Annotated in this window: 14 protein-coding genes; 3 read left to right on the top strand and 11 right to left on the bottom strand. The window is 41.6% G+C overall.

What is annotated here, in order from left to right:
* Nucleotides 1–1,042 precede the first annotated feature (1,042 nt).
* The 5 genes from G3O08_RS06810 to G3O08_RS06830 form a co-directional block, all read right to left on the bottom strand.
* The gene (locus tag G3O08_RS06810) at nucleotides 1,043–1,396 is read right to left on the bottom strand and encodes a 3D domain-containing protein (protein WP_239541038.1); all 354 of its coding nucleotides are present in this window, start codon (nucleotides 1,394–1,396) and stop codon (nucleotides 1,043–1,045) included.
* 192 nt (nucleotides 1,397–1,588) lie between these two features.
* Nucleotides 1,589–1,843: a hypothetical protein gene (locus tag G3O08_RS06815; protein WP_163284201.1), complete on the bottom strand. Its 255-nt coding sequence runs from the start codon at nucleotides 1,841–1,843 to the stop codon at nucleotides 1,589–1,591.
* Between the two features lie 89 nt (nucleotides 1,844–1,932).
* The gene (locus tag G3O08_RS06820; protein WP_163284203.1) at nucleotides 1,933–3,339 is read right to left on the bottom strand and encodes a T9SS type A sorting domain-containing protein; all 1,407 of its coding nucleotides are present in this window, start codon (nucleotides 3,337–3,339) and stop codon (nucleotides 1,933–1,935) included.
* A gap of 159 nt (nucleotides 3,340–3,498) precedes the next feature.
* On the bottom strand, nucleotides 3,499–3,885 hold the full coding sequence (locus G3O08_RS06825) for a hypothetical protein (RefSeq protein ID WP_163284205.1): 387 nt from the start codon (nucleotides 3,883–3,885) through the stop codon (nucleotides 3,499–3,501).
* Between the two features lie 14 nt (nucleotides 3,886–3,899).
* Complete coding sequence (locus tag G3O08_RS06830) at nucleotides 3,900–4,352, bottom strand: hypothetical protein (protein ID WP_163284207.1); 453 nt, start codon at nucleotides 4,350–4,352, stop codon at nucleotides 3,900–3,902.
* Nucleotides 4,353–4,981: 629 nt separating this feature from the next.
* Here G3O08_RS06830 and mtaB point away from each other — a divergent pair.
* From mtaB to G3O08_RS06845, 3 genes are all read left to right on the top strand, one after another.
* The gene (gene mtaB, locus G3O08_RS06835) at nucleotides 4,982–6,298 is read left to right on the top strand and encodes a tRNA (N(6)-L-threonylcarbamoyladenosine(37)-C(2))-methylthiotransferase MtaB (protein ID WP_163284209.1); all 1,317 of its coding nucleotides are present in this window, start codon (nucleotides 4,982–4,984) and stop codon (nucleotides 6,296–6,298) included.
* Nucleotides 6,291–7,073, top strand: a complete 783-nt coding sequence (locus G3O08_RS06840; protein WP_163284211.1) for an inositol monophosphatase family protein — start codon at nucleotides 6,291–6,293, stop codon at nucleotides 7,071–7,073. The genes mtaB and G3O08_RS06840 overlap by 8 nt, the downstream gene beginning before the upstream one ends.
* A gap of 174 nt (nucleotides 7,074–7,247) precedes the next feature.
* Nucleotides 7,248–8,159: a phospholipase A gene (locus G3O08_RS06845; RefSeq protein ID WP_163284213.1), complete on the top strand. Its 912-nt coding sequence runs from the start codon at nucleotides 7,248–7,250 to the stop codon at nucleotides 8,157–8,159.
* Between the two features lie 138 nt (nucleotides 8,160–8,297).
* On the opposite strand, the gene G3O08_RS06850 is transcribed toward G3O08_RS06845, so the two are convergent.
* The 6 genes from G3O08_RS06850 to G3O08_RS06875 form a co-directional block, all read right to left on the bottom strand.
* Nucleotides 8,298–10,154 (bottom strand): CHRD domain-containing protein, encoded by a 1,857-nt coding sequence (locus G3O08_RS06850; RefSeq protein ID WP_163284215.1) that lies wholly within the window; start codon nucleotides 10,152–10,154, stop codon nucleotides 8,298–8,300.
* 269 nt (nucleotides 10,155–10,423) lie between these two features.
* Nucleotides 10,424–11,893, bottom strand: coding sequence for a sodium:solute symporter (locus tag G3O08_RS06855; RefSeq protein ID WP_163284217.1), 1,470 nt, complete (start codon nucleotides 11,891–11,893; stop codon nucleotides 10,424–10,426).
* Nucleotides 11,894–11,968: 75 nt separating this feature from the next.
* Nucleotides 11,969–13,657: a S8 family serine peptidase gene (locus tag G3O08_RS06860; protein WP_163284219.1), complete on the bottom strand. Its 1,689-nt coding sequence runs from the start codon at nucleotides 13,655–13,657 to the stop codon at nucleotides 11,969–11,971.
* Complete coding sequence (locus tag G3O08_RS06865; RefSeq protein WP_163284221.1) at nucleotides 13,617–14,330, bottom strand: hypothetical protein; 714 nt, start codon at nucleotides 14,328–14,330, stop codon at nucleotides 13,617–13,619. The genes G3O08_RS06860 and G3O08_RS06865 overlap by 41 nt, the downstream gene beginning before the upstream one ends.
* Before the next feature lie 16 nt (nucleotides 14,331–14,346).
* On the bottom strand, nucleotides 14,347–15,360 hold the full coding sequence (locus G3O08_RS06870) for a toxin-antitoxin system YwqK family antitoxin (protein WP_163284223.1): 1,014 nt from the start codon (nucleotides 15,358–15,360) through the stop codon (nucleotides 14,347–14,349).
* A complete protein-coding gene (locus tag G3O08_RS06875; RefSeq protein WP_163284225.1) occupies nucleotides 15,357–16,499 on the bottom strand; it encodes a glycosyltransferase in 1,143 nt (380 codons plus the stop codon). The genes G3O08_RS06870 and G3O08_RS06875 overlap by 4 nt, the downstream gene beginning before the upstream one ends.
* Nucleotides 16,500–16,515 lie beyond the last annotated feature (16 nt).

Genomic DNA, 16,515 nt, shown 5'->3' on the forward strand with positions numbered 1-16,515 from the left:
CAATGTGAAATTAGAAAATGGAATTTAGTTAGATGTTTGCTTCCGACAATCGTTGTATTTTCTTTTCATACAAACCGTTAATACGTAATGATTGTAATTTCTCACTTTTTATATTTTACAAATAATTGCAATATATTTATTCTATGGAACCTATACATGGATTATCCCCTGCCCTCGCGCGCCCTCAATCCCTAAACTAATCTCTATACACATCTTTTTTGATCTTTATTTATTTGAAGTAGTTTGAGAGTGAATTAGTTTTAATTTAGTAGAAATGTCATCTCATCAAACTTTCTCTGAACTAAACAAATTACTGTAAATCAATGCTACCGCGCACCCCCGGCCCCTGAACTAATCTCCATACACATCTTTTTTCTGCCTTTGAATCCTTTGACTTATAAATCAATTTAATTGTCTGTGAATCAATGCCTGCACACACCCCCAGCCCCTAAAGGGGAGCTGCCTCCGCACGGTCTATGGTTCCATTTGAAACCTTGAATTTCATGACACGAGGACTTCGTAGATAGGTTGATTTAAATGATAAAAATGGTCTCGTGGGTGAAATGAGCGTTGGCGCCCTTCCTGCATCCGACGAGGCTTTTTGCCGAGAGGAATGCAAGGGCGCGGTAAAGCTTTGATGAACAGCGATTTATAAGGTCTGAACACCTAAAGACAATTTCGAGTACGATGTGTATAGAGATTAGGCCCCTGAAGGGGAGCTTCCAACGCACACTTTAATGTTCCATGAGAAGCAAATTTTCAGTTTACCTCCGGATCGTGGTGAGATGCTGTTTTATGAATACAATTAATCCCTTACAAGAGGTGTGCGGTGGTGCCCTTTCTGCATCCGACGAGGCATTTTGCCGAGAGGAATGCACGGGTGCGGGAAGATGTTGATAGCCAGATAATTGTATTGTCTAAAAGTGGAAAATTAATTTTACTTGACAATGTGTAAAGAGATTAGATCCCTAAATGGAAGTGCACCGCGCCAATACCTATCAACTTACATTTTATTGAACATTTCAAAATGCTTTTAAATATTCTATTCCTCTAAAGTTTTACGAAAGGTTGAATCAGGTACTTCCCAACAAATTTCGACACCTTTTTTAATTCCGAATTTTCGAGCAGCGCGAATATCTTTTCCAAAATGGATATCGATTTTGTTGCGGTATCGGCGGTTCATTTTGTCGTTTACCACAAACTTTTCGCGGTAGCCGTAAATTTTTACCATGGTGCCGTAAGTGAGTCCGCTATCTATCAGGTCTCTGGAAACGGCGATTGAAGGAATGCTATCAACCAAGGTATCGCCCCAGGCTGTAATGGTTCCAGAACTTCCAGGTCGTGTTTGATAGGGCACACTGTTGTACGCCGAAGCTCTCACCATGATGCATTTCATATTGGGGGTTGGTTCTTCCGCGCAAGCGATAAGAAACAAAACGAGCAGTATGGAAATCAATCGCACGGTGAAAGATAGAAATGTTCAATACAAATCAAAAACGAAAGCGAATTTATCCGGAAAAAAAGGAACAGTGAATCGTCTGGGCGGCGGTAAACACCAATTTTTAACTCCTATAATGAGTGAATCTTATTATTCACCATCGTCTCCTTTCTCAGATCCTTCATAATAATAGGATTGGTCAATACCCTTAAAAATAATATCGTGGTTCTCAATTTCATCGGTTAAATTTGCACAAAGCCAACTTCTCAATTCCAAAACGTTAAGAAAAAGATAGTTGTATATTTCTTGAAGACTCTTAGTAGTGCCAATTTCAATATTGTCAATATCGCCTGATTCAAACAAAAGATAAGCCTTTTCCAAACTTTTTTTATCTATGTTTTTCATGTCAATTCAACAATGGAGATTAAAATTCTCTGAGAGATTTCGACTACCTCTGTCAGAATATTTTATACACTTTATTGGCGCCATTTGCCTTATTTTATGATCAATTTGCCAGAAGCAACTAACTGTCCTTCTGCCAAAAGTTGGAAAATATAAAGTCCACTTGCTAAATTCCCCCTTTCAATTCTAATTTGTCCGGCTGCTATAGAGTGGATTGTTCTAATAATTTTTCCCTGACCGTTTAAAAGCCTCATTGAAAATTCCCGATTTTTTGCATCATCAAATTCAATGGTGGCGTATTCAGTAAATGGGTTTGGATATGCAAAAGCGTTTAATGACTGCAAGCTCTTATCATAAATTGAAACCAATCCAAGCCCGTCAATTTTCACCAAATACATATCAATGTCTAGACCCCCAATTGTGTCGGCGGTTGACCCAAGCATAATGTAGCCTCCATCGGTGGTTTGCTGCACCGAATTGGCATCACTCATTGTTCCACTTGGAAAAATGTTATTCCATTCCATTTCTCCTGCATTGTCAGTTTTGATACAATACATATCATTGTTGCCGCTTATTATATTTTCTTTTCTTCCTGCAAGTATATATCCACCGTCTGTAGTTTGCTGCAGCGAGTTACCTATATCTCTTCCAACACCGCCATAATAATTACTCCACTGCTCGTTTCCTAATGCATCCGTTTTTACCAAAAATAAATTTCCTCCTAAAAAATCCTCATATCCAAGCAAAATGAAGCCATCGTCATTTGTTAAGTAAAGAGACCTTCCAATTTCGTCAGCTGACGTTCCAAAAGTCTTTGTCCAGATGGTGTCACCAGCGCTATTGGTTTTGACCAACAACATATCTTTGCCACCAAAACCAGTGCTATTGGTTTCACCAATCAGTGCATATCCTCCATCACTTGTTTGTCTAACACCAACTGCTAACTCTCTACCTGTGCTTACATGAACCTTGCTCCATTCTTCATTGCCGTTGCTGTCAGTTTTTACCATGTAGATATGTTCGTTAAAAGCTGGCCCTGTGAAACCTACAGCAATGAATCCTCCGTCAGAGGTTTCTTGCACAAATTGTCCAACATCTCTGTTTGGTGTACCGCTGTATCGTTTACTCCAAACTTCATTTCCGATTGGGTCGGTTTTAATAAGTGCCAAAGAATCATTGACTAAGCCTGAATAGGCACCGCAAAGAATGTATCCGCCATCTATTGTCTGCTTTGCGGATATTCCAAATTCGTAATTAGCCCCTCCATATGTTTGTGACCATTGCTCATTTCCCTGATTATCAGTTTTAACGAGATACATGTCTTGTGCTCCGCTACCAAAGCTGGTTGTCTGGCCAAAAAGAATAAATCCTCCGTCAGTAGTTTGTTCCACTGATAATCCAAAGTCGTTATCAGTTCCACCGTAAGTTTTTTGAAACGTTGTTTGTCCGTATGTTAAAGAGGCAGTAAAGATTATTGTTGTAAGAAGTGATGTTTTCATTTGTTTTGTTATTTTTTGGATCAGCCTCAAAGCTTACGTTAAGAAACATGGTGCTTTTGGAGCACTTTACTTGACATTGCTCTGTGATTTATGTTGAAGGTAATCATCTTCTTTTTAGCGAGATCCCGAATGTTTTTTTACGCAGTGTTGCACCAGTTGTTATTTTAGATTAATTTGAATTCCCACTTTAGGAGCTTCGTCATTAAACTCTTGTTGGTCAAATGCTGGTTTTTCAAAAATCAGAGTAAATTCTCTTCCACATTTTCTGGTAAAAAAAACAGATTCCGATTCCATGTCAAATGAAAAAGATCCTGTGGTGTCCGTGTAAATCGTTTGGATAAGAATGCCCTCTTCGAAAAATTCAATTTTCACGCTATCTAATGGTTCGCCTGTCAAATCTTCTTTTACATGTCCATTCACTGCAGGAGCACAAGGAAACCAACATGACATAAGTCCGCAAGACAGCAATGTGATCATTACTATTCTAGAAAGAAGTTTGGATATTCTCTTTTCTAGCAATGTAACCACAAGTATCATTCTATTCATTTGAGTACTTTTTGTCAATATCCAGGATTGTAAAGTTTCAATTTAATGAAATATTCTCGCAGGAATTTAAAAACTTTGTCATTGTCTAGAAATTCTGAAACCGGTTTATTGTCAAGTCGCTTGAAAATAATTTTGCTCATAAAAAACCAGAGATACAATGAAGTTGTGGCAACCGAACTTACAAAAACCAAAGCTCCAATAATTCCCAAAATTATTATTGGTGTCTTTGGAATGTAACCACCATTGGCCAACCAAAAGAATACAAGTGCTGGAATTAAGAAAATGATTACACATAAAAGTCCCATCACCAGTAAACAAGGAAATGAAATTAAAACTGTCAGAATAACTTTTTTGGCCAATAACTTTTTACTGTCAATGAGCAACATAGGAGCAAATACAACCAATGTTACCGATGCTAGCCCAATATAAATTATAAGTCCAAGAAGTATGAGGAAGGTCGGTGGCATTTGTCTAAGGAGTCTCCGTTATTAACTGGTAAACGCCGTTTCTTGTCGTCTTCATTAGGTTTGCATTCTTCGTTAAAATCTATATCACTTTTTTTTCGATTAACTTTCAGATTCAAAAATGTATGTCTCTGCGCAACAAGGAAATGCAATTTTCCAAAGGCGCAAAATAAATTCGCTTTCCTTTCGGAATTTTTTTTGTCGTTGCTCCTCTTTATAAAACTTTGCCATGAACTCAAGGTCTTTACTTAATTTAATCCTTAAACTTTCTTCGGAGTTCCCATCAGTTTGTTGACTATATCTCTTATTACCGCACTCAAACCCTTCCTCGCGGAATATCAGTCCTATAAAAAAAAAATCAGCCAACCCATCTCCCAAAATTAACCCAGCTTTCCACAAGTCCAAATATTAAAGCAATTTGATTTAGAGTCAATTCCACGGCCAAGATAATTTATCCATTACATTTATAGAATGAAATACTGCATTTTTCAATCAATGCGGTTAAATCTCGGCTAGGTCTATATGTGCTGTCCCAGCATCAAGGAATCAGCATTGCCAGCAGATTAAATCCACACCAACGAATATCTGCTCCATCCCTTTCACATAAGCACTCTGGGTTGTACCTTTGCGCCATGCTCCAGTTTAAAAAAGTAGCGTTTTACACGCTGGGTTGTAAGTTAAATTTTTCGGAAACTTCTACCATTGCGCGCCAGCTCACAGATGCCGGATACGCGCGGGTGAAATTTGACGACAATCCCGATGTTTTTGTTATCAATACCTGCTCGGTTACAGACAATGCCGACAAGAAATGCAGGAGCATTGTACGCAAGGCTTTGCGCGTAAATCCCGAAGCTGTGGTAATCGTAATAGGATGCTACGCACAGCTGAAGCCGGGCGAGATTGCAGAGATAGAAGGGGTGAATCTTGTGCTGGGAGCCGAAGAGAAATTTAATGTTGCGGCATATTTGGAAAGCGACGCCATAAGCGAAAAGAATCAAACGGCAGCCAGAGCCATTAAGCATACCCGAGAATTTGTTCCCGGATTTTCATCGGGCGATCGCACGCGTACTTTCCTCAAAGTGCAAGATGGATGCAATTATTTCTGCGCTTTTTGTACCATTCCGCTCGCCCGCGGGCGCTCACGTAGCGCCAATGTGGAAGAGACCCTAAAAATAGCACGCGAAGCTGCAGATGCCGGAGCAAAAGAAGTAGTGCTTACGGGAGTCAATATCGGCGATTTTGGCCATGGTACTGATGAGAATCTCATTGATTTGCTCCGCGAACTCGAACTGGTGGATGGCATTGAGCGATTCCGCATTTCGAGCATTGAGCCCAACCTGCTGACAAATGAAATTATCACCTTTGTAGCGGAGAGCAAAAAGTTTGTTCCGCATTTTCACATTCCGCTACAATCAGGATCAGATAGTGTGTTAACTGCTATGCGCCGCCGGTATCGCACTGATTTATATAGAGATAGAATTGAAACCATTAAGCGCCTTATGCCTAATGCCTGCATCGGCGTAGATGTAATCGTTGGTTTTCCGGGCGAAACCGAGGCCGATTTTAACGATACATACTTGTTTTTACGCGACCTCGACATTTCGTATCTGCATGTGTTTACCTATTCGGAAAGACCCAATACCACAGCCTTGCGCATTGATGCCGTAGTACCTATTGAAACAAGACAGGAGCGAAATAAAATGCTGCGCATTCTTTCGGAAAAAAAGCAAAAAGCATTTTACGGAAGTCAGTTAAATGCAACGAGCGAAGTACTTTTTGAAGCTGAAGAAAATGGGGGTCAGATGTATGGTTTTACAAAGAATTACGTAAAGGTGAAAACACCATTCGACGAAAGTCTAATCAATAAAATCAAAACGGTAAAACTTGAATCCATAGACAGCGATGGCGTTGGAAAAATACAGCTGATAAACGAGCCGCAATATGTCTAATTTACTTGAACAGGTCATTGCCATAAGCCGTGAAGTAGGCCAATTTCTGAAATACGAACAGGCAAAAATTCGTGAAAGCGAAATAGAATACAAAGGCCGCAGCAACGATATGGTCTCTCGTGCAGATAAGGAAGCCGAGCAGCGTTTTGTAGATTTTCTTTCAAAGCTTCTCCCTCACTCTGGGTTTATTGCCGAAGAAGGAACCAGCACAAAAGTGGGCAAAACAGACAATTGGATTATCGATCCGCTTGACGGTACTACCAATTATTTATACGGCATTCCCTGCTATTGCACCAGTGTGGCTTTGCAGCGAAATGGCGAATTGATTCTCGGCGTTATTTACGACCCCACCCGCGATGAGTGCTTTGCCGCCGAAAAAGGAAAAGGTGCTACCCTAAATGGAACACCTATAAAAGTTTCTGCACAAACTGAACTCGAAAAATCGCTTATTGCAACTGGTTTTCCCTATGACAATCGAGATCGCGGCAAACAATATTTAGATATCCTTCTGGAAATAAACGCTAACACGCGCGGAATGCGCCGACTGGGTTCTGCCGCGCTTGATATGGCTTACGTGGCCTGCGGCAGGTTTGAGGCGTTCTACGAATACGGTTTAAATGCCTGGGATGTGGCGGCCGGAGCAGTAATAGTTCGCGAAGCAGGTGGTAATGTGTCAAGCTTTAAAAATGGTGCTGACTTTATTGAAACCCAAACAATATTTTGCGACAATAGACTGATTCATAGTGGCTTGCTCGACTTTTTAAAAGGTTGGTAGGGACGCAGGGCGCCCCTACCTTAACCAAAAAACACGATTAAAATAACCGGTTTTTTAACCTTAACCAATTTAGCTACGCACAGAAAAGATAAATAGATTTCTGATTCGTATTTAATTTCAACTAATTTCGCGCACTCAAATTTCATTTCAAATAAGAGGCAGCCATAAGCGCAAATGTCTATTTTCAATTCCTTTCTTCAAAAAACGCTATACATCGCTGTAGTTTTGTTTTATGCCCTTTCGGGAAACGGGCAGTCGCCGCTGAACAATACCTGGGAGATTACATCGCAAACGCTTACCCAAAAGTGGGAACTCGACGAGGAAAGTAGAAAGGGGACTTTCAGAATTCAATCGTATAAGCCTATATACATTTCGCTTGCGCGGTGGAGCAGTTCGCCAAATACCGATCCATACAGCGAAAATCCGGACTATACTTCTATGGATACCGTAAACCTGAATAGTTTCGAAGCCAAATTTCAAATCAGCTTAAAAAGTAAACTTTGGCAGGGAATTTTTGGCGATTATGGCGATTTATGGGCGGGATTTACCCAAACGGCGTATTGGCAAATTTACAATAACGAAATCTCGCGGCCATTCAGAGAGTTGAATTACGAACCCGAGCTTATGCTTGTTTTCCCGATGAGAATGCAGGCTCTGGGCTTTGATTTGCGCTTGCTTGGTGGAGGATTTAACCATCAGTCAAATGGAAAAGACCTTCCTCAATCTCGAAGCTGGAACAGGATATTTTTTAATGCTGCATTTGAACGCGACGGCTGGCAAATAAATCTCAAACCCTGGATTAGAATTCCCGACAATGACGACGATCAAAATCCGGAGATCTCAAACTATATTGGCCGCGCCGAAATAAACGTTTCGTATCAGTTCAAGAAGCAAACCGTTTACGCCGTTATAAAACAGCCCTTTAATAGTCTGAATAGAGGGAGTCTACAGCTAAATTATGTATTTCCTGTAAAGGCAAACCTACGGTTTCACCTGCAGGTTTTTACAGGATATGGCGAAACCTTAATAGATTACAATCACAAACAAACAACCGTTGGTTTGGGGATATCGTTTTTTGATTGGTAAAAAAATGGGCGTGTCGCATAATTTGCGACACGCCCGGTTTTTATTGTCGAAACGCAACGTGGTAGAGACGCGACATGGTAGAGACGCGACATGGTACAGACGCAATGCATTGCGTCTGTACGACCCGTCAATGGAGTATTATTGTTTGATCAACCGCGCGCTAAACGTGGTGATATCGCCAAAAACAGACAGAATATAAATACCTGAATTCAAATCAGCAATGGGCAATGTCAATGCATTTTGGGTGTTGGAATTTACGGTCATATTCTGAACTACCTTACCGGTAATATCTGAAATAACCATTTGGTAATTCCCAACTGGAACAGCTGATAAATCAACATTCACAAAATCTGAACTTGGGTTTGGATATACGTTTAAAGCCGCTTTTTGCTGAATCTCAAATATTCCAACAGTTCCCTGGCTGCAAATTGACTGGCGGGTAACTTGTCCGCGTATTTCACCGGAAGGCACCTCACTAGTATGAACATTTACATAAACATTTCCTTCACGAAAAGCCATTGCCGCAGCTGCGTCAAAAGGCGTATCATCGCTATTGGTCCAGTATCCAAATGCTGCATCATAGCTATTTGTTTGATCGAAAAACGAACTCAACGTAAAAATCACGCCTCCATTTTCACCGGCCGGAGCTGCGTGAAAATGCGACATAGTTTGTGCATCTGAAAGATCGTTGTACGCTATCATAAAGTGTGCATTAGACTGATCTCTGTCGATACTAACAATACCAGAACCTGTTGCATTTGATTCAGAATCTGGCACTTCCTGATCGCCCGAAAGATTTACGGTATAACCCTCGCGCACTGCTTTGTAGACCTGGCCACGTACTTCGCCGCCTGCGTTTAAGTCAGTATGTACATTGATGTAGATACCACCTGATAAAAACTTATTGATGTTTTCTGTTGACAAGGCTGCTCCAGTGGCAAAACCATCTATAACATTTCCATCTACGTCATCAGTAAGAGCAATCAATACACCGCCTGTAACACCTATTGCACCATCATGAAAATGTGCACCAGTAACAGGGCCTGAAAGACCATCTAATTGAACGCGGTAAAAAAGCGTATCCATTGAATAGTTCAAACTAGCCCATCCCAATCCATTGGCGCTAGAGCCTGTTGGAACAGGAATTTCCTGCTCTGTATTGATCACAGCATCCATTGACAGTTTTCTGTCAAATTTTAGTTGGCCTCTGATTTCTCCACCAGGGTTTTCGGCTGTATGTACGTTTAGATAAACATTTCCGGCAAGCATATCGTCTACCAATCCATCTACGGAAGTAGGATCAAACTGACCTGAAATTACATTCCCAACTACATCATCTGTAAGGCTCACTACTACATCTCCATTTTGACCTGCAGGCGCTATATGCAAATGAGCTCCGGTAATAGGGCCTGAAAGTCCTGATACCACTGCATTATAAGTTACCATCATTCCCGTTTTGCTAACGTTGAAAATGGCGATACCACTTGCATCAGTCGATACAGGAGGATTTTCTTGCAAGCCGTTTAATACAGCATGAAAGGCATTGTCCGTTTCCAGTGCAATCTGTCCTCTAATCTCACCACCGGGATTGTCGGCAGTATGAATATTGAAGTAGAGCTCACCGGCAAGCATCATTTCCAGAAGTTCGGTAGTAATATCATCGCCGGTAATTGACGTACTAATTGAATTACCTTGAACATCGTCGGTAAATCCAACAAGGACGCCTCCATTTGTTCCCGGCATACCCTGATGAATGTGAGCTCCTGTAATGGTTCCGCTCAAGCCAACAGCTGTAACCGTAATACAAAGCGAATCACGTGATTCGTTTAAGAAAAACGATCCTACACCTGTAGCATCGGTGCTTACAGCAGGCACTTCATTTGCGCCCGACAGTCGGGTAGAAAACAAAAGCTTGCCGCTCAAATGGCCGGCAAACAATCCATTTGCCAATAATATGGCAACAATCGTAAAAATATTCTTAGTAAAATTTCTCATATGATATAATTTATTGGGTTCACATTAGTAACGTGCCACAGTACAAATCGGATTTTGCCTAGGTCTATTTTACTTTTATTTAACAGGATTGACTAAAATATATACAGGTCATGGACGCTGGGGATCGCGGATTCGCCGGCATTGCGGAGACGACTGGCATTTCATGGACGCAAACATTTTGGAGACGCATGCATTGCGGAGACGCAAACATTGCGGAGACGCAAACATTGCGGAGACGCAAACATTGCGGAGACGCATGCAATGCGTCTCTACGAGGACGGCGCATCCTTTTTCAGGATGCTGCTGATAAATAATCCCAGATAGGTAATGGCACCATTGATAATTAGAATTTCAAAACCGATTTCGTACCCACCAAAAATATCGGCCGACCAATAATCTAAAACAAATGAGATAATTGGCGAGGCAATGGCGATATACGGCACATCGTTGTCGCGGACTTGTCGCTTTGAAAACAGACCAAAGGCATAGAGGCCGAGCAAGGGTCCGTAGGTGTATCCGGCGGCGGTGAAGAGCTGCGAAATAACAGAATCGTTGTTGATGATCCTAAAGAGCATGATAACGAAAACGAGCACAATAGACATTCCTATATGTACTCTTTGGCGAATGCGTTTTGCGATGTTTTCTGCTTTTTTCTCAACTTCCAGAATATCTATTGAGAATGAAGTTGTAAGTGCTGTGAGAGCAGAATCGGCGCTTGAATAAGCTGCTGCGATAAGCCCCAATACAAAGAGTATTCCTACGGAAGCTCCCAGATATCCATCTACTGCCAGCATGGGGTAAAGTTCGTCGGCTTTTGCGGGAAGCTCAATTCCTTTTGCGCCTGCAAAGATGTAGAGCAAGGCACCCATGGTCATAAACACCAAATTGACAAATACCAGAACGATGGTAAATGAAAGCATATTTTTCTGGGCATCGCGCAGGTTTTTGCAGCTCAAATTCTTTTGCATCATATCCTGATCAAGGCCGGTCATGGTAATGGTGATAAACATACCTGCAAAGAATTGCTTGAAGAAAAACCGCGGATCATTGGGGTCGTCGAAAAAGAAAATCTGACTGTACTCGCTATTTTTTACGGTTTCAATCAATCCATTGGCATCAAGCCCAAGTGCGTTTGAAATGGCATAAACGCTTATACCTACAGCTAGAAGCATAAATGCCGTTTGAAGGGTATCTGTCCAAATTATTGTTTTAATGCCTCCGCGAAAGGTGTAGAGCCAGATAAGCGCGATGGTAATAAGAACAGTTACCACGAAAGGCACTTCCATTCCCAGCCGGTCAAATACTGCAAATTGCAATACAATGGCTACCAAATAAAGGCGAAACGATGCACCTATTATTCGTGAAAGCAGGAAAAAGGAAGCTCCTGTTTTATACGATTTTCTACCAAATCGACCATTGAGATAAGTATAGATTGATGTAAGCTGAAGCCTGTAATAAAGCGGCAGAAGCACAAATGCGATAACTATATAGCCGGGTACATACCCCAGCACCATTTGCATATACGAAAACTGCGATGCGCCTACCCAACCGGGAACAGATATAAAAGTAACGCCACTTAACGAGGCGCCAATCATTCCAAATGCGACGATATACCAGGGAGACTTTCTATTGCCTACAAAAAATGAATTGTTATCGCTCTTGCGCGATGTAATTCTGGCAATTAAAATAAGGGCAAGAAAATACGCGGCGATAAGCGCAATAATAGCTACAGGACTCATAGCTCAAAAGAGCGAAAAAAAGGCCATCTGATTTTAAAAACTTCTAAGAAGATATTACCGAAAGGGTGTGAAAAATTACCTTTTGATAAGCCTAGAGGCAAAGGCCTGTCTTTTAGCATCCTGCAAAAGGATAACATAAACCCCTGATGCTAAACCAATCATATTTTGGGTGAGTTTCTGCTCAAGAGCTAACTTATCTGCAATTTTATCTGATTTCGAAGTGACCTTTCCAACCGATGATAGCACGGCAAGGCTTATCGGAAATGAAAGTTCAGGATTCAGCTCTGCATGTAATAATCCTTCACTGTATGGATTAGGATAAAGCATAAATGCATTGTTTCTCTTTGCGACCTCAGGCGAATTAACATCCAAAACCTGACCCAAAAGTACGCGCGCAATTTCAAAATCGGGAATACCATAACCCATTGAGTCGTTTGGCATTTCGAATAGGCTGGCGCTTTGCTCAATGGCTCGAAATACTTGCCATGCCGTAGCATCTGGAAAGGCTTGCCACAAGCAGGCTGCCATACCGGCGAGCACAGGCGAGGCAAACGAAGTACCGTTTCCGACTTTAATACCGGTGTCTAAATCAGAAATTACCGTAAGCCCACCCTGGGCCATCACATTTGGTTTAACTCTTCCATCAAAGGTGGGGCCACGCGAGCTAAAAGTTGATGCGTCTCCAAATGCGTCAACAGAGCCAATGGTTAAAACACTGTCGCCATCAGCGGGAGCGCCTACGTAATACCATTGATTATTTCCCTCATTGCCGGCAGACGTTACGATAAGCATACCACGAGAAGCTGCAATATCTGATGCCCGGGTAATTAAGGCAGTATTTCCATCAATATCAGCGTAAGTATAATTATCGTCTATTACATCAAAAGTGGTATAGCCCAAAGATGTATTTATAATATCTACACCCAAACTATCGGCATACTCCGCTCCTATTTCCCAAAATACTTCTTCAATTCTTCGTTCCTGAGTTACATCTTCGGTAATTCCCAGAAAGTAAGATGCCTTGGGTGCCGTACCTATAAGGCTATCTATCTGCCAACCTGCCATGGTAGAAAGCACATAAGTTCCATGAGAGCTTCGCTCGTAAACCCCGTCATCGCCATCTACAAAGTTTTTAGTTCCTATAATTCTATTATTTAAAAAGAGTGAGTCGAGCACCCATGCATTGGGAGCGTGTGTAAATCCGCCATCGAGCACACCTATCCATTTGCCTTCACCGCGAAATCCATCGCTGTGTAAAGTGAGTCCGTTTAGCATTTCTATCTGATTGAGCGAAGGGCCGTAGTCGGCATCGCTTTTGGGAAGCATTGGCTGTTTAAAGATCAATTCATCTGTGTTGATCAAAACGCGGCTCACCTCTAGCCGGTCAAAACCCGAAAGTGCATTGAGACCCAGAATAACAGCAGGATCGGTGGTTTCTATTAAAATGGCGTTCATCCATTTTATAGGAAATAGTATCTCTACATCGCCGAGATTTTGCACAGCTTGAATGTATGCGGGGTCTACCGGCAAGTCGAGTGAATCAATGGCAATATTCTGATTAATACGTCTTTCTATTGCGCGTTGAGAGAGATATGCTTCAGGTTGTGAAAGCGAAAAAGGTGTATTGGCCTTATCGGTAAAATAGACCAGGAAGCGGTTATTGGCGACCTGCGCTTGGATTGCGATCGGAAGTAAAAACAAAGCAATAAAGATCAACGACAGTCTATTCCATCCCATAATCCACAATTTCCCATTTGTATTCATATCCTGATATAATGTTTTGTGCCACTCGATTGTTTAAGTATGACGGCCTTGTAAACAATACCTTATGATGTCTGAAAATCAAACCGACATCTTCAGCATATATTTCATAGGCAAACTCATCATTTACTTCGGTTAAAAAATTGCGTTCTGTTACGGTTATTGTTTTTGGAAATGCTAAATCTCCTACTGTCCGCGCCATGTAGAGGCTGTCGTATTCATACCGCCATTCGTCCAGATCGTTTAAGGCATTGCCGTTCCAGTTGCTAAATGGCGAAATGGGAAACCCCAATTTTACATAGCGTCTGTTTTCTTCAACGCGCTGCGCATTGCTGGCAGTTCGTTTTGCATACCAGGCATCACTCAAAACCCAAGGATCTGCATCGGTATTTCGCTTGTAGCGCAATACGCGCTGGCTCTCTTCTTCGGACGCATCTGTGAAGACAGAATCTATCAATTCTTTTACAAAAAAATGAGCTGTATCATGGATACCCTGCACATTGGCAAGCGGCTGATCGTGATAAATTGAATCAGCTTTGTAAACCACATAAGTTCCGATTTCAATTGGGAAATAGGTATAGCCGGGATTGGCAGAAATATCTTCAGTAGTGTCGTCAGTGCACGATGCAACCAGAAAGCCAATGATTAGAATCCCGAATATGTATTTTAATGTCATGGGCTTTAAGTACAAATTAATCAATTAGTTCCCCCAAATTATACGTTTCTTTTTTCTCTACTTTTCCTTTTTCAGTATAGTAGATTATTTCTCCATTCAATTCACCTTCCTTATACTTTCCCTCTCGTCGCACTTGAGTACCATGCAGGCGCTGTACAGGATATTTATTTCCAAAATTATCCAATTCTTCTTCAGTAACCCACTCACCCATCTCATAATATTCTTTAAAGGGGCCATCCTTCTTTCCTTTCTTGTACGTGTATTCGTACCTTTTGATATCATTTGGAAAATAGGCATCAAAAACCCCATTTTGCGGATGCTCTTCTAGTACTTTCCCATAGCGGTATACGTATATAATTTCTATTGAACCATCTTCGCGATAGGTGTACCAAGAGCTGTGCTTGAGCCCGTCAACATAATTCCCTGTTTGATATTTTTTTCCATTGGGATAGTACGAAACGTAGTCGCCCACATATTTCACTCCATCTACCACATTTGCCGAAAGCTTAGGGGTGCCATCATTAAAAAACTGGAGCCACTCTCCATTTTTCTCATCGTTTTCAAACATGATTTTTTCAGAAACACTTCCATCGGTATAGTAAATCATATTCATTCCATTCTTCTCACCACCTTTATAAGTTTCAGAACTTGTGAGCACTCCTGCTTCTGAATAAAACAGCCAAATACTGTCGCGCATTTGATCGATATAATTTCCCTTTGCCATCACCTCACCTGTTTCGGGATAAAATAATTCGGCGCGCTCCAACCCATCTTTAGTGTAATTGATAATGGCCTGAAGCGAACCATCTTCGTAAAAGCGAATAAGCTCCCCCACCGGTTTTCCATCCACGAAAGTGGCTTGATACTGCATGGTATCTGTGGGGTAATATTTCTGCCAAAGTCCTTGTTTCCGTCCTTTAGCATCGGTTTCGTTGGGTGCCGCTCCCGGCTGTGCGTTTCCGCAAATAGCGATAAAGACAAAAGCAGAGAGAGCTATATATTGATAAATTTGTTTAGATGTCAGGCTCATTTTAGTTGATCAGCAAAATCGATAAATTTACGTGTAAAATGCGACCATGAAAAGCGTTCTTTTTCCACGGCTGCCTTTTCGGCAAATGGTATTTCATTCATTTCAGAAAAGAAACGTACAATTGCTTCGGCTATTGCACCGGAATTTGGCGGCACCACATAACCCACTTTTCCGTTTGGCACTGTTTCGGCAAGCCCTCCCACATCGGTTACCAGCATGGGTCGCTCAAAGTGATAGGCTATTTGGGTTACTCCGCTTTGGGTAGCACTGCGGTAAGTTTGAGCAACGATATTGGCCGCGCAAAAATAATATTTCACTTCATCTTGTGGAATGTAGTTAGAGCGAATAATAATGGAATCTTTCAGATCAAGCTTCTGAATTAAATCGCGGTATTTCTGCTCGTCTTCATAAAATTCGCCTGCCACAATTAGTTTGAGGTCTAGCTTTCTCACGGCATCCGTTCCCATTGCTTCTATGAGCAAATCAAGACCTTTATAAGCGCGGATAAATCCAAAAAAGAGGATGTAATTTTGCTCCGGGTCAAGATCGAGCTTTTCTCGGGCCTGAGCTTTTTTTACAGGATATCCAAAAATATCGTAAACCGGATGCGGGCTCGTCTGAATTTTCTTTCCCGGAGCGAGGACCTTTAAGTCATCTGCCACACTTTCCGAAAGGGTAAAGAAGGCGGTGCAGTGCTTAAAGAAAAGTGTAGAAAGGGTTTTATCAAGCCCGCGCGACTCGTGCGGTATTGCATTGTCTATTAGACCAATTACGGTAATTCCCTTTTTTCGCAGCTTCTTTGCCAATGCGCCCAAAGCGGGGGCCATAAATGGTATCCAAAACCGAATAACTATGAGTTGGGGATTGAGCGCAATAATTTTCTTAGCTGCCCTGCGCCATGAGAAAGGATTTACACTCGAAAGCCAGTTATGAATGGTCAATCCCTTTGGTGGTTCTCCCTCCGATTTTTGGGTTTTTCCCGGAAAGAGAATGGAAGGATATTGTAGATAAAAGCTTACCAACTCTACGGGATACCCTTCATCCATAAGCGATTTTGCAAATGACTCATTAAAATGAGCAATCCCTCCACGCAACGGAAAAGCGGGACCAACCAGAATAATGGGATTTACTTTGTTCACTTGGCGAAACTACGGA

This window comes from Cryomorpha ignava (assembly GCF_010686655.1).
Classification (GTDB): Bacteria; Bacteroidota; Bacteroidia; order Flavobacteriales_D; family Cryomorphaceae; genus Cryomorpha; species Cryomorpha ignava.